The organism is Martinezella calliandrae, assembly GCF_030272695.1.
Lineage (GTDB): Bacteria > Pseudomonadota > Alphaproteobacteria > Rhizobiales > Rhizobiaceae > Rhizobium > Rhizobium calliandrae.
In genome coordinates, this window is sequence record NZ_JARFYN010000020.1 from 53,695 (window position 1) to 66,825 (window position 13,131).

Annotated in this window: 11 protein-coding genes and 2 pseudogenes; 3 read left to right on the top strand and 10 right to left on the bottom strand. The window is 60.7% G+C overall.

The genetic code is table 11. The features are described from left to right. Positions 1–13 precede the first annotated feature (13 nt). Both PY650_RS17045 and PY650_RS17050 read right to left on the bottom strand, forming a co-directional pair. Positions 14–1,912, bottom strand: a complete 1,899-nt coding sequence (locus PY650_RS17045) for a TPR end-of-group domain-containing protein (RefSeq protein ID WP_285880596.1) — start codon at positions 1,910–1,912, stop codon at positions 14–16. Positions 1,913–2,168: 256 nt separating this feature from the next. Next, positions 2,169–2,769, bottom strand: a pseudogene (locus PY650_RS17050) (LysE family translocator). A 99-nt stretch (positions 2,770–2,868) separates the two neighbouring features. Between PY650_RS17050 and PY650_RS17055 the strand changes: the two are divergent. Continuing rightward, complete coding sequence (locus tag PY650_RS17055; protein ID WP_285880597.1) at positions 2,869–3,744, top strand: LysR family transcriptional regulator; 876 nt, start codon at positions 2,869–2,871, stop codon at positions 3,742–3,744. Positions 3,745–3,771: 27 nt separating this feature from the next. Here the strand turns inward: PY650_RS17055 and PY650_RS17060 are convergent, their stop codons facing one another. Then, positions 3,772–4,860 (bottom strand): citrate synthase/methylcitrate synthase, encoded by a 1,089-nt coding sequence (locus PY650_RS17060; RefSeq protein WP_285880598.1) that lies wholly within the window; start codon positions 4,858–4,860, stop codon positions 3,772–3,774. Positions 4,861–4,944: 84 nt separating this feature from the next. Between PY650_RS17060 and PY650_RS17065 the strand changes: the two genes are divergently transcribed. After that, positions 4,945–6,081, top strand: a complete 1,137-nt coding sequence (locus PY650_RS17065; protein WP_285880600.1) for a citrate synthase — start codon at positions 4,945–4,947, stop codon at positions 6,079–6,081. 42 nt (positions 6,082–6,123) lie between these two features. Here the strand turns inward: PY650_RS17065 and PY650_RS17070 are convergent. The 3 genes and pseudogenes from PY650_RS17070 to PY650_RS17080 all read right to left on the bottom strand — a co-directional run bounded on the left by PY650_RS17070 (position 6,124) and on the right by PY650_RS17080 (position 7,846). Next, positions 6,124–6,494: pseudogene (locus PY650_RS17070) on the bottom strand (VOC family protein). A 41-nt stretch (positions 6,495–6,535) separates the two neighbouring features. Next, complete coding sequence (tehA, locus tag PY650_RS17075) at positions 6,536–7,531, bottom strand: dicarboxylate transporter/tellurite-resistance protein TehA (RefSeq protein WP_285880602.1); 996 nt, start codon at positions 7,529–7,531, stop codon at positions 6,536–6,538. Between the two features lie 24 nt (positions 7,532–7,555). Beyond that, entirely contained in the window at positions 7,556–7,846 is a 291-nt protein-coding gene (locus PY650_RS17080) for a hypothetical protein (RefSeq protein ID WP_285880603.1), read from the bottom strand. A 604-nt stretch (positions 7,847–8,450) separates the two neighbouring features. Between PY650_RS17080 and gnd the strand changes: the two genes are divergently transcribed. Then, entirely contained in the window at positions 8,451–9,476 is a 1,026-nt protein-coding gene (gene gnd / locus PY650_RS17085; RefSeq protein WP_285880604.1) for a phosphogluconate dehydrogenase (NAD(+)-dependent, decarboxylating), read from the top strand. 71 nt (positions 9,477–9,547) lie between these two features. On the opposite strand, the gene PY650_RS17090 is transcribed toward gnd, so the two are convergent. Genes PY650_RS17090 through trpD form a run of 4 tightly spaced genes read right to left on the bottom strand, consistent with a single transcriptional unit; the run spans position 9,548 to position 13,120 of the window. Next, the gene (locus tag PY650_RS17090) at positions 9,548–10,774 is read right to left on the bottom strand and encodes a molybdopterin molybdotransferase MoeA (protein WP_285880605.1); all 1,227 of its coding nucleotides are present in this window, start codon (positions 10,772–10,774) and stop codon (positions 9,548–9,550) included. A gap of 5 nt (positions 10,775–10,779) precedes the next feature. Then, positions 10,780–11,274 carry a cyclic pyranopterin monophosphate synthase MoaC gene (moaC, locus tag PY650_RS17095; RefSeq protein WP_285880606.1) on the bottom strand — a complete coding sequence of 165 codons (495 nt, stop codon included), beginning with the start codon at positions 11,272–11,274 and terminating at the stop codon, positions 10,780–10,782. Between the two features lies 1 nt (position 11,275). After that, on the bottom strand, positions 11,276–12,091 hold the full coding sequence (gene trpC / locus PY650_RS17100; protein ID WP_285880607.1) for an indole-3-glycerol phosphate synthase TrpC: 816 nt from the start codon (positions 12,089–12,091) through the stop codon (positions 11,276–11,278). 12 nt (positions 12,092–12,103) lie between these two features. Next, a complete protein-coding gene (gene trpD / locus PY650_RS17105; RefSeq protein ID WP_285880608.1) occupies positions 12,104–13,120 on the bottom strand; it encodes an anthranilate phosphoribosyltransferase in 1,017 nt (338 codons plus the stop codon). Positions 13,121–13,131 lie beyond the last annotated feature (11 nt).

Consider the following 13,131-nt stretch of genomic DNA (forward strand, 5'->3'; position numbering starts at 1 on the left):
AAAGCAAACAGCGTTAGCACAGCGCTTTATCTTCGTCGGCTACTCTCTGCTCTTCCTCGGCGTGATCCCGCGCGAACACCTCGAACATTTTCTGGAAACGCGGCAAACCGCGCAGCGAATCCAGATCGGAATCATTGCTGAACCAGAGCACCTGATAGGCAGAACTCAAAGGCAGCAATCTCTCCAGCAGATCCAATGCCGCGTCGTGATCGCCGAGCACGGCGAAGGCGCAGGCGACATTGTATTGGGCACAGATGTCGTCCGGATCGATCGTCAGGGCACGCGCCGCCCATTCCCTGGCACGCGCGGCCTCGCCAAGATGCGCCAGGGCGATAGCGCCTCGGTGGGCGGGGCCGGAATTTTCCGGGTTGAGATCAAGCGCCCGCTCGGCGCGTTCGATGCCGATCCTTGCCCAGTGCTCCAACTCCTCTGTCTTTCCCAGCGAACGGAACGCGCTGATCAGATGCACGGGTGACAAATAGTCGTCGGTGCGGATGTTCGCCGCGCGCTCGAAATACCGCACTGCTTCCTCGAACCGGCCATGCATAAACAGGAAGCGGGCATAGTGGAAATTCGTCTCGTAGAGGTTTGGCTGCAACGCCATAGCCCGGGCGAAGGCGGCAGTTGCCGCCTCGTTCAGGCCGCTCTGATGCAATGCCAGACCATGCGAAGCATAGGCCTCTGCCAAATCAGGATCGAGTTCCAACGCCTTGGCGCTCATTGCCATGATGCTTTTCAGCGGGTATTCGCGCGGGCTCCAGTCCCTCAATGCCGAGTCGCAATCGGCGATGCCGGCATAGGCACGGGCGTAGTCCGGATCCAGCTCGACAGCCTTCAAGAACATCCGCCTTGCCAACAGCAGGTAGGACCGCGTCCAAGCATGCGAGAACTGTCGGCCTCGAAGATAGTAGGTGTAAGCTTCGATATTGGCGGTCGGCTCGCTCTCGATCGCCTTCTTCTCCTCCGGCTGCAGCTTGATCTTCAGTTGATCGACGATCGCATGGGTGATCTCGTCCTGGATGGTGAAAATATCGGTCAGGTCGCGATCGAACCGGCCGGCCCAGAGATGCGCGCCGTTGCGGGCGTCGATCAACTGACCGGTGATGCGGACGCGCTGTGCGGCCTTACGGACGCTGCCCTGCAGAACGAAATCCGCGCCGAGCTCCTGCGCGATCTGCTTCACCTTCACCGACTTGCCCTTGTAGGTGAAAACCGTGTTGCGGGCGACGACGTTGAGGTCCGAGATCTGCGAGAGGTCGGTGATGAGATCCTCGGTAATCCCGTCGGAGAAATATTCCTGCTCCTGGTCGTCGCTCATGTTGACAAAGGGCAGGACGGCCACCAGCCGCTTGCGGTCATCGCGCGCAGGCAAAGCGACGACCGACGAGGTCGTTGGTGCATTGAGAGACACTGTATAAACGCGAACGCTATGGGCGATGTTCTTGAGGGAATGCTCGCCGCGATCCTCGAAGGAAACACCCAGACGGGAACCGACATGATCGCGCACCGAAGCGGAGACGGCGATCCCACCAGGCTCGGCAATGGCTTCAAGGCGGGCCGCCAGATTGACGCCTTCGCCAAAGATATCGCCGTCCTCGACAATGACGTCACCGAGGTTAATGCCGATACGCATTTCGATGCGGCGCTCCTGCTGTACATCCTCGTTGCGCGTCAGCATGTCGCGCTGGATTTCGGTGGCGCAGGCGACCGCGTTCACCACGCTTGAAAATTCGACCAGCATACCGTCGCCGGTGTGCTTGACGATGCGCCCCTTATGTTCGGTGATCCTCGGGTCCAGAACTTCGGCACGATGCTGCCTCACCGCTGCCAGCGTACCGGCCTCGTCCGTTCCCATCAAGCGGCTGTAGCCCACGATGTCGACAGCAAGAATGGCAGTCAGTCGGCGCTCCAAGTGCCCCCCGAATACATCCTGTGGTCTAAGGCTACAGTTTACGCCGATATTGTCACAATGTCGTGCGTAGCGTTCCATATTGCACCATGGCAGTTGGAAAACGATTTTGGGCGCGGCAAATAACACCGATTGGGGTTCGGAGGCGAGAGGTCTTTCTGGCTAGTCAATTCGTAGTAAGGGCTATAATTCCACTTTTTTCACTAGCCCAAACTACGCAAATTCCCACACATTATGGGCATTTTCGCCATTTTTGACGTTATCCAAGCCACATCGGGACAATGGAAATAATCAGCAGGCAAGCGAGAAAAAAAATTGAGCGCGCGCCATTGCGACGCCGTTTTCAGCAATCGACCGAGCAATTGCCCAAGAGCACACCAAATAGCCAGCGAAAATGCAGCGACAGAACCAAATGTCAGGCCAAGCAAAATGGCGAGATTAGCCGGGTCGCTCGCCAAAGCGGCGAAGGAGGCGGATGCGCCGATCGTCATCGCCCATCCCTTGGGATTGTACCAGAGCATCCAGACCCCAGCTGCAAAGCTTGTTGGCCTCGCCATTTCGCTATCCAAGCGCGGCGGGCCGCTTCGACCAATGCGCACGGCGAGCCAAGTCAGATAGAGCGAGCCAACCGTTTTCATCGCGATCTGCAGTGCGGGGAGCGCCATCAGCAGGCTGCCAAGCCCAGCCGCTGCCGCGCCTGCGATGGAGCCGAGACCAACTGCACAGCCGACGATGACGGGTATCGATCGGCGAAAACCGAAATGTGCGCCGGAGGCCGCGGCAAGCGTCGTCGCGACGCCCGGCGTGATTGTCGAGACGAGTGCATAAACGATCAGGGGCAAAAAAGCTGCGATGGTCATGCGGGCCGATCTCCATTTTTTAACGAAGACATAGGCGAGTGACGGCCATCAGAAAAACGAATGTTGAAGGATCGGTGCATTAGCGTTTATAATGGCGTTATGGCTAGAAACTTCGATATAGCGCTGATCAGGACCTTCGCTGCCGTTGCCGATCACGGCAGCATGACGGTTGCCGGCAATATGCTGCACATGACGCAGGGTGCCGTCAGCCAGCAGATCAAACGATTGGAGGAGATGCTCGGCTGTGCTCTGTTCGAACGGGAAAAGCGCGGATTGCGGCTGACCGATGCCGGCGAACGACTGCTCGGCAATGCCCGCCGCCTACTGATCCTCAATGACGATATTTGGGCCGACATGACGCAAACCACCATAGAAGGCAGCGTGCGGCTCGGTGTGCCCCATGATCTTGTCGGAACGGTTCTGGCGCCGGTTCTCAGATCCTATGCCGAACGACATCCGCAGGTAGAGATTTCGCTGGTCTGCGGCTCATCGCCCGAGTTGATGCAGGCGCTCGACAATGGTGCGATCGATCTCGGCATCATCGAGGAGCCGCTCGGAACGTCCAAGGGCGAATGCCTGGCGATCGACCGGCTTGTTTGGGTGGGTGCCAAAGCGGGCAGCGCCTACCGCAAGAATCCATTGCCGATTTCGATGGTGGCCGATACCTGTGCGTTCCGGCCCTCGGTCTTCGCAGCATTGCGCGACGATGGTAGGCGCTGGCGCACTGTATTCGAGAACGGCAATATCGAGGCGACGACAGCCACGGTTCGCACCGACCTCGCGGTCACCGCCTGGCTTACGTCGACCGTACCCGCCGACCTCGATATACTCGGCGCGGGCGACGGTTTGCCGGACCTGCCCGTCTTTTCCGTCAATCTCTACTTGTCGAAAAGCGAAGCGGCGCCAGCGGCAACCGAACTGGCCCGCCATATCCGCGAGGCGCTGATGCGGCCGCGACAGGTCGCGGCCGCTTAAAAGGTCGATGCACCTGGCCAGCTGTTACTATGCAGCCTTCGGCAACGGTCCGACATAACGCGACTGCGGACGGATCAGGCGGCCGTCGAGCATCTGTTCGCGCGCATGGGCAATCCAGCCCACCGTGCGGCCGATGGCGAATACACCGGTGAAGGCATTGCGCGGAAAACCGAGGGCATCGAGCAATAGGGCGGTATAATATTCGACATTGGTTTCGAGCGGACGGTCCGGCTTGCGTTCCCTCAAAAGCGCTAGCGCCGCCGCCTCGATCGCCTCGGCAAGCGCGATGCGGCCGGCGTCTGCCTGACCACTCGCAAAAATCGGCCGCAGTGCCGTCTTGAGTGCATCGGCACGCGGATCGCGGACGCGATAGACACGGTGGCCGAAACCCATCAGCCGCTCACCGTGATCGAGTGCCTTAGACAGCCACGCGCGGGCATTGGCCGGCTCTCCGACCGCATCGAGCATATCGAGCACCGGTCCGGGCGCGCCACCATGCAGCGGTCCCTTCAAGGCGCTGATCGCCGCCAATACCGACGAGGTCAGGCCGGCATGGGTCGACGCGATGACGCGAGCGGCGAAGGTGGACGCATTCAGCCCGTGATCCGAGATCGTCACCAGATAGGCGTCGAGGCCCGCCGTCTGCTGCGGCGTTGGAGCCTTGCCTGTCAGCATGCGCAGGATGTCTGCAGATTGCGACAGGGACGCATCCGGTTTGATCGGCTTTTCACCATTTTGAAGGCGCAGCAGCGCAGGCAGGAACACGGCTGGCGCAGCCATCAAGCCGATAGCGGTGCCAAAATTTTCGCCGTCTTCGATACGAGCCAAAAGCGCCCTCATGGCTTCAACTGGCGGCAGGGCCAGCAAAACCGCATCCGCCGCATTGACATGGGCGAACAGGTTCACGCGTGCAGCACCCAATTTTGACCTGATGCTTGCGGCATCGGCATGTTCCTCGAACAGGCCATCGAGCAGCAGCGCGGCAACATCCTCAAAGCGGCTGGTAGCGACCAGATCGTCCAGCGACACACCGCGAATGATCAGCCGGCCGGCGGCGCCATCCACATCGGACAGCTTGGTTTCGGCGGCAACAATATCTTCGAGACCACTGTTCATTGTCATTCTCCTTTGACTATGCACTTAGATGAGTCCTATTTTTATTGACGTCAATCTTGATGCAATTGATCAATATGAGGGACTATGAGCTGGCTGACGGCGGAGCAGGCATTGAACCTGCTGGGCACCAAATCGCAGACGTTGTACGCCAATGTCAGCCGTGGCCGCATTCGCGCGAAGCCCGATCCGAGTGATACGCGGCGGAGCCTTTATTTCACCGATGACGTCAAGCGCCTGGCGGCCAGGAACGCCGGACGCCGAAGAACTGAAGCCGTGGCGGCCGATGCCATCCAATGGGGTGATCCGGTGCTGCCTTCGGCGTTGTCGACCGTCGCGCAAGGACGGCTGTTTTATCGCGGGCAGGATGCGGCCAAGCTTGCCGACCATGCGACGCTCGAGGAAATCGCACTACTCCTATGGGACATGAGGCGACCCTTGCGGCGGCCGGAAGGGCAGGGCGGCAATGGCAGGCCACCCGCCCTAACGGCGGCCTTTTGCGCTTTGGCCGAGCGCGCCAGCACCGACCTGCCATCACTTGGACGATCGCTACCGGCGCTGCAGACCGAAGCCGAAAGCGTATTAGGTACCGTCGCCAATGCGTTGGCACCGGGGCTACCTCATTTGCCGCTGCATCAGCGCCTCGCGGCAGCCTGGAACCGGCCGGACGCCGACGAACTCATCCGTCGCTCCCTCGTGCTCTTCGCCGACCACGAGCTCAATGCCTCGACCTTCACCGCGCGAATCACCGCGTCTGCCGGTGCGACACTATCAGCCGCAGCGCTCTCCGGCCTGTCGACGCTGACCGGGCCGCTGCATGGCGGCGCGTGGCAAGGCGTGCGTTCGTTGATTGCCCGCGCCGCCGCGATCGGCGCAGAGGAGGCGGTACGCAGTTACCTTGCCGAAGGGCGGCCGATACCGGCAGTCGGTCACCCGCTCTATCCCGACGGCGATGCGCGCGCCCGGGCTCTGCTTGCCTGCTTTACGCTGCCGCCTTTGTTCGCAGAGGTCAGGGGCGTGGCCGAAGAGCTGGTTGGAGAACGCGTCAACGTTGATTTTGCGCTGACAGCTATGACTTCGGCCTACCATCTGCCACAGGATGCGCCATTGATCATGTTCGCACTTGCTCGCACAGTCGGGTGGCTGGCGCACGCCATGGAGCAATCCACGAGCGGCCGCCTTATCCGGCCACGCGCACGCTACGTCGGTCCGCCGGTCGAATAATCAGCGCCCTACCTCGAAGGGGCATGCGACTTATGCGCAGACCTAACCCACCGCCAAGCGACAGACAGCCTCGATGTTATGTCCGTCGAGTCAAGAACAAAAGCGCCTTGGTAGTCGGGGTGATAGGGAGACCGGATGCCTGGCGCTCCATTGTCCAATCCACCTGCCGCCAGCGCCGCTTCATAGAACTGATCAACGACGGCTCTGCCTTGAGCAGTGAAAGCGACGTGAACACGCGTTTGTGCTGCGTCCCGATTTCCTATCCAGAAGCAGGCCCTCGGCCTGATCCCATATCCCGCAATAACCACGCCCTGCGCATATCAACGCTCGATACCGAGCAGGAGCAAGGTCGCGTCGTAAAAGGCCTTCGACCGTTCCACATCGCTCACCCCGATTGTAACGTGATCCAGCATGTCTGCTCCCGAACTCTCCGGCGCAGCGCGCAAAATCGGCGCTATCGCACGGCGGCGGTATTTGCGCGCGACAAATCCGCCCAGCCGATGGTCAGTTTGCGATTGGCAATGAGCCAGATCGTGGCGATCGCGATCAGCCCGACGGTGATATTGGCGGCGATGAACAGGATCGGCGCCAATTGCGCAACCGGGCCGACGTCGCTGCGCTCGATCAGACGCAAAGGCGCTGTCGCCAGCGCAGTCACGCCGAAGGTGAAGGCCCAGTAGGCGGGGCTAAAGCCATCCTTGGCGATCCACGGCAGCAGGCGCAGCATAATCAAGGCCTGCAGGATGCCGTAGCCGATCATGGCATGCACGATGAGGTCGGGCGGCCCCTGCGTGACGCTGATATAGGCGACCGCCCCAACGGCCGGCGGTGCAAGTTGGATACCCAGCGTTGGGCGCAGCGGCCCAGCCAATGCTGGCGCCGTCAGAAGGCGGTGCAACAAAGCGGATTCAAGCGCCAACCAGGCAAAGAAGGCAGCACCGAAGAAAAGCTCGCCCCAATCTGGAAAGCCGAGCGCCGCCGCAACGGTGGCCGTTACGAAACTTCCGGCGACACCAGGCAGATAAAGCACTGCCGTCGTGGCGGCGACATCGCGCTCACCCTGCCATAGACCGCCGGTTCTCCAGACTGCGAAGGCGAGCGTGTAGATTGCCCCAAGAATGAACAAAGTTTCAGCGCCGACGCGCGAGTAAGGCAGCAAACCGCCGGCCACCAGCATGGTGGCGACGCCGACGAGGCCGACGAAGCAACACTGCACGGGATGGAACAATTCCTTCAGCGCCTCTTCGCGAGCCGCCGCCCATTTCAAGGCATAGAGCACGATCAGTACCGCCCAGACGGCGACAGAGACGAAGGTAATCGCCTCACCGATCGCCGCAGGTAAGTGCCAAACACGCGTCGCTGCGCGCCAGGTATTGCCGAGACCGGAGAGACCGAGCACCATCCCAAAGAATGCTGCCGGAACGAGCGGCAGTTTCAGGCGAGCAGTCATGGTGCCTCCTTTGAGCAAATAACGTTAGACGCCTTCATGGACGTGCTGTGTGAAGAAACTCAGATCGATGACGAACTTACCCCATTTCGCATCGAATTTCGCCGACCGTTTTACCGCGACGACCTCGTCAAGCGAATGGCCCTTCTTCTTCAGCTTGGCGACATCGTCGCGCACCGCCTTCAGCATGTCACGATAGGCAATCAGCTGCTTCTTATCACCAATCGGTCCATGCCCCGGGATGACGATGGTCTTGTTCGTCGTCGCGGCCACATTGGCATCGGCCGCCTTGATCATGCCGTCGATTATGAAGGACATCAGATTCCTGGAAATAAACGGAGATGTCGCCGTCCGTATGGGCCCCCTCGTAGTGCTTCAGCGCGATCGTTTCATCATTCAGCTTGACCGTGCGCTCGTTGTTCATCAGGTCGATGGTTCGGTCTTTGGTCCTAATGGTCGGCATGATAAAGTCCTTTCCGAAGTTCAAGTGATCTGAAACGTCCATGATCGAAGGATCGGATTGGCGGCTCAGGAGAAAGAGCCTTGGCGGTAGAGAAGGCAAACACGCGCTCGCCGGAAATGCCACTTTGAACGCGCGGGCGAAACTATGCACGCGACTGGCCACGGTGGATTCTTGAATTTTGATGGCTTTGTTGAAATAGCCGTTTCTGTTCAAGCCTAAGAAGCACGATTTGTGCTATCAAGGCGGTTTAGATGCCCGGCTTATCGGCAATTGCGCAGACGCGGTTGCGAGACAAAGCAGGAATAGTGACGGCGAAATATCACAGATGCGTGAGCTCGGTATTTTCTGTCCGGTCCCGCGCACCTGCATAGCTCGCCCGTCATTTGTTCATTGGCAAATGCTGCGAAATGTCTTTATGGACTTTTCAAAACGATTAAACCCCTCCTAGGAGACTGACATATGCAAATCGGAATGATTGGCCTCGGCCGCATGGGCAGCAACATGGTGCAGCGCCTGCTGAAGGGCGGCCACAGCGCCGTCGTTTTCGATGCGCGTCCGGAAAGCATCTCGGCGCTTGAACAGCTCGGCGCCACCGGCAGCACGTCGCTCGAAGATTTCGTATCGAAGCTCTCTCGTCCCCGCGCCGTCTGGCTGATGCTGCCGGCTGCGATCGTCGACAAGGAGCTGGCCAAGATCGTTCCGCTGCTCGAAGAGGGCGATATCGTCATCGACGGCGGCAACTCCTATTATCATGACGATATCCGCCGCTCCGAAGAGTTGAAGCCGAAGGGCATTCATTATGTCGACGTCGGCACCAGCGGCGGCGTTTTCGGCCTGCAGCGCGGATATTGCCTGATGATCGGCGGTGAAAAGGCCACGGTTCAGCATCTGTCGCCGATCTTCGCAACGCTCGCGCCGGGCGTCGGCGATGTCGCTCCCTCCAAGATGCGCTCCGAAGCGGCCGCAAGTGTCAGCACCGCCGAGCAAGGCTATCTGCATTGCGGCCCGTCCGGCGCCGGCCATTTCGTCAAGATGGTCCATAATGGCATCGAGTATGGCCTGATGGCCGCCTACGCCGAAGGCTTCAACGTGCTGCGTCACGCCAATATCGGGCTGCAGACGACCGAAGCCGACGCCGAAACCGCGCCGCTGTCGCATCCGCAATATTATCAATACAACCTCGACATCGCCGAAATCAGCGAAGTCTGGCGCCGCGGCAGCGTCATCACCTCGTGGCTGCTCGACCTTACCGCCGACGCGCTACACGGCGACGCAGCCCTGTCGCAATATGCCGGCCGAGTTTCGGATTCGGGCGAGGGCCGCTGGACCATTTCGGCTGCAATCGACGAAGGCGTCCCGACGCCTGTCCTCAGCGCCGCCCTTTACGGCCGCTTCGCCTCGCGCGGCAATGACGACTATGCCAACAAAGTCCTCTCGGCCATGCGCGCCGGCTTCGGCGGCCATCACGAGAAGCCGGCGAAGTAATTTCTCTTCGAATTTGACGAATTTGATGCCGGGCGGGTCAAACTGCCCGGTTTTTTCATATCCGGCTTAGATTAGCTCAGCAACTCCGGGCGCAACAATAGAACCGGGCATTCGGAACCGGCAGCAAGCTCGGGCGCCTGCACCGGGCGGATGATGAGGCAATCGGAGCGGGAAAAGACCTTCATCATAGACGAATCCTGCTTGAAAAAAGGCTCGGCGATCCATACGCCATCTGCGGATTTCGTCAGTGTCGCGCGCACATAGTCCTGGCGCTGATCGTTGGCGGTGAGCCTAACGGCCGTCCGCGCCATGCTTTCCCGCTTCACCGGCGGCAGTGAGGCGAGTTTGCGGATCAGCGGCTCCAAGAACAACAGGCCGCAGACGAGGCTCGAGACCGGGTTGCCGGGAAGTCCGAGGACATGGGTTTCGCCGAGGCTGCCGACCATCAGCGGCTTGCCGGGACGCATGGCGATACGCCAGAAATCGAGCTGCATACCGCCTGCGATCATGGTCGACTGCACGAGATCATGATCGCCGACCGAGGCGCCGCCGAGTGTAACGATGACATCGGCCTTCGCCACCTGCGCTCGGCCGATGGCGGCGGTAATTTCCGCCCTGTCGTCAGGCACAATGCCGAGATCGAGCACATGAGCACCGGCACTGCGGGCAAGCGCGGCGATGCCGAATGTATTCGAGGCAATGATCTGCGATGGGCCGGGCTTGCTGCCCGGTGTTACCAACTCGTCGCCCGTCGCGAGGATCGCCACCAATGGGCGGCGATAGACATCGAGCATCGGATGATTCATAGCGGCGGCTACCGTCAGCCGCGAAAAATCCATCACCGTGCCTGCGCTGAGCACCGCTTCACCTTCGGCGAAGTCCTGTCCGCGCGGACGGACATGCTGTTTTTTGCGCAGGGGATAGGTGGTGCGGATGCGGCCGTCCTCCAGCCCTACGGTGTCTTCCTGCAACAGCACACAATCGGCGCCGGCGGGAACTGGCGCGCCCGTGAAGATGCGCACTGCTTGGTCTTTGCCGACGCTACCTTCGAAAGCGCGGCCCGCGGCGGAAACACCGATCACTGTCAGCAGCGCGCCGGGCTCGGCGGCGTCTTCGAAACGCAGTGCATAGCCATCCATCGCCGACGCATCGAAGGGTGGTTGCGTCAAGCGTGCGGTCAGATCCTTGGCCAGAACCCGGCCTTCAGCCATGTCGAGTGGAATGCTCTCGACGCGATGGAGCGGCGTTGTGCTATTCAACAGACGCGCCTGGGCATCGGCAACGGGTAAAAGGCTCATAGGTGTCAGACCTCCGGGTGACGGAAATCGCCGGATTTGCCGCCGGATTTCTGCAAAAGCCTGATACCGCCGATCTCCATCATCCGGTCGGCAGCCTTGGCCATGTCGTAGATCGTCAGGCATGCGACGGAGACGGCCGTCAGCGCCTCCATCTCGACGCCGGTACGGCCGGTGAGTTTAGCGGTAGCAGTCACGCGCAAGCCGGGCAGGGCAGCGTCTTCGGCGATATCGACCGTCACCTTCGTCAGCATCAGCGGGTGGCAGAGCGGGATGAGATTGGCGGTTTGCTTGGCGGCCATGATACCGGCGAGCCTGGCGGTGCCGATGACATCGCCTTTTTTGGCATTGCGTTCACTGATCAGCGCCAGTGTTTCCGGCTTCATCTTCACATGGCCTTCGGCGGTGGCAATGCGGATCGTCTCGGCCTTGTCGCCGACATCGACCATGCGCGCCTCGCCGGACGTGCCGATATGGGTAAGGCCGGCTTTCTGCGCGCTCATTTCACTCGGCCGCCAGAACGTCGGTTTCGCCGGTGAGCAGCAGCCGCGTCGCAGCCGTCACATCGTCCCTGCGCATCAGGCTCTCGCCGACGAGGAAGGTGGTGATGCCGGCAGCCTCGAGACGCTTGCAGTCGGCATGGGTGAAGACGCCGCTTTCGCCGACCAGCAGCCGGCCTTCGGGAACCATGGTCGACAGGGTTTCACTCACCGCCAGGTTGACTTCGAAGGTGCGCAGATTGCGATTGTTGATGCCGACGAGGGGCGAAGACAGCTTCAACGCCCGCTCCATCTCTTCGGCGTCGTGCACTTCGATAAGCACATCCATGCCGAGGCCGAAGGCTTCATCCTGCAGACGCTCTGCATCACTGTCGGAAAGCGAAGCCATGATCAGGAGAATGCAATCAGCACCCCAAGCACGCGCCTCGTGGACCTGGTAGGTTTCGAACATGAAATCCTTGCGCAATGCCGGCAGGGAGCAGGCGGCGCGGGCAGCGGTCAGGAATTCCGGCGCTCCCTGAAAACTCGGACGATCCGTCAGCACCGAGAGGCAGGCTGCGCCGCCCAATTCGTAGGCCTTCGCAAGGGCGGGCGGATCGAAATCAGGGCGAATGAGCCCCTTGGAAGGGCTCGCCTTCTTAATCTCGGCGATCAGGCCGAAAGCACCGGCATTCTTCTTGGCGACGAGCGCCTTATGGAAGCCGCGTGGCGCCGACTGCCCGGCCTGCATTGCCTTGAGATCGGCAAGCGATATCTTGGCCTTGGCGGCTGCGATCTCTTCACGCTTATATGCTTCGATCTTCTGGAGGATATCGGTCATGATGTCCTGATCCTATCCTTCGTCATTGGAGACGGCGATCAGCTTTTCCAGCGCAACGGCGGTCGCGCCGCTGTCGAGCGACTGAGTGGCCAGCTTCATGCCATCATGAAGCGTTTCCGCCTTGCCGGCAATCACCAGGGATGCCGCAGCATTGGCCAGCGCGATGTCCCGGTAGCCGTTCTTCGCGCCACTCAGCACGTTTCTGAGCGCGGCCGCGTTGGCGACACCATCGCCGCCCTTGAGGTCAGCGAGTTCGGCGTGTGGGAGGCCGAAATCGGCAGGTGTCAGCTCGAACGTGCGGATCCTGCCGTTTTCGAGGGCCGCCACCGAGGTGGTGCCAGTCGTGGTGATTTCGTCCAGACCATTGCCGTGCACGACCCAGACGCTTTCGGCATTCAGATCCCTCAGCACCTCGGCGAGCGGCACGACCCATTGTGGCGCAAAGACGCCGAGCAGTTGCCGACGCACGCCGGCCGGGTTCGACAACGGCCCCAGCAGGTTGAAGATCGTGCGCGTGCCAAGCTCGACGCGCGACGGGCCGACATGGCGCATGGAGGAATGGTGCAACTGCGCGAACATGAAGCCGATGCCGGCCTCGCGGATGCAACGAGCAATCACCTCAGGCCCGATATCGAGCTTGATGCCGAGCACGGATTGCGTGTCGGCCGTGCCAGCCTTGGAGCTTTGGGCGCGGTTGCCGTGCTTGGCGACCGGCACGCCTGCGCCAGCCACAATGAAGGAGGCGAGTGTCGAAATATTGTAAGTGCCGACGCCATCACCGCCAGTACCGACGATATCGATCGCATCTGCCGGCGCTTCCACGGGCAACATCTTAGCGCGCATCGTGGTGACCGCGCCGACGATCTCATCGACCGTCTCGCCACGCACCCGCAATGCCATCAGGAAGGCGCCGATCTGTGACGGCGTCGCCTCGCCCGACATCAGGATATCGAATGCCTGGCGCGCTTCATCACGTGTTAGCGCCTCGCGGTTGGCGACCTTGGCGAGGAAAGGTTTCAATTCAGCCATCGGCAATCGAT

Bases quoted from the DNA above. Each gene is read 5' to 3' on its own strand.
- PY650_RS17055 (WP_285880597.1), top strand. From the start codon at position 2,869: ATGGCTAGAAACTTCGATATAGCGCTGATCAGGACCTTCGCTGCCGTT.
- PY650_RS17060 (WP_285880598.1), bottom strand. From the start codon at position 4,860: ATGAACAGTGGTCTCGAAGATATTGTTGCCGCCGAAACCAAGCTGTCC.
- PY650_RS17065 (WP_285880600.1), top strand. From the start codon at position 4,945: ATGAGCTGGCTGACGGCGGAGCAGGCATTGAACCTGCTGGGCACCAAA.
- tehA (WP_285880602.1), bottom strand. From the start codon at position 7,531: ATGACTGCTCGCCTGAAACTGCCGCTCGTTCCGGCAGCATTCTTTGGG.
- PY650_RS17080 (WP_285880603.1), bottom strand. From the start codon at position 7,846: ATGTCCTTCATAATCGACGGCATGATCAAGGCGGCCGATGCCAATGTG.
- gnd (WP_285880604.1), top strand. From the start codon at position 8,451: ATGCAAATCGGAATGATTGGCCTCGGCCGCATGGGCAGCAACATGGTG.
- PY650_RS17090 (WP_285880605.1), bottom strand. From the start codon at position 10,774: ATGAGCCTTTTACCCGTTGCCGATGCCCAGGCGCGTCTGTTGAATAGC.
- moaC (WP_285880606.1), bottom strand. From the start codon at position 11,274: ATGAGCGCGCAGAAAGCCGGCCTTACCCATATCGGCACGTCCGGCGAG.
- trpC (WP_285880607.1), bottom strand. From the start codon at position 12,091: ATGACCGATATCCTCCAGAAGATCGAAGCATATAAGCGTGAAGAGATC.
- trpD (WP_285880608.1), bottom strand. From the start codon at position 13,120: ATGGCTGAATTGAAACCTTTCCTCGCCAAGGTCGCCAACCGCGAGGCG.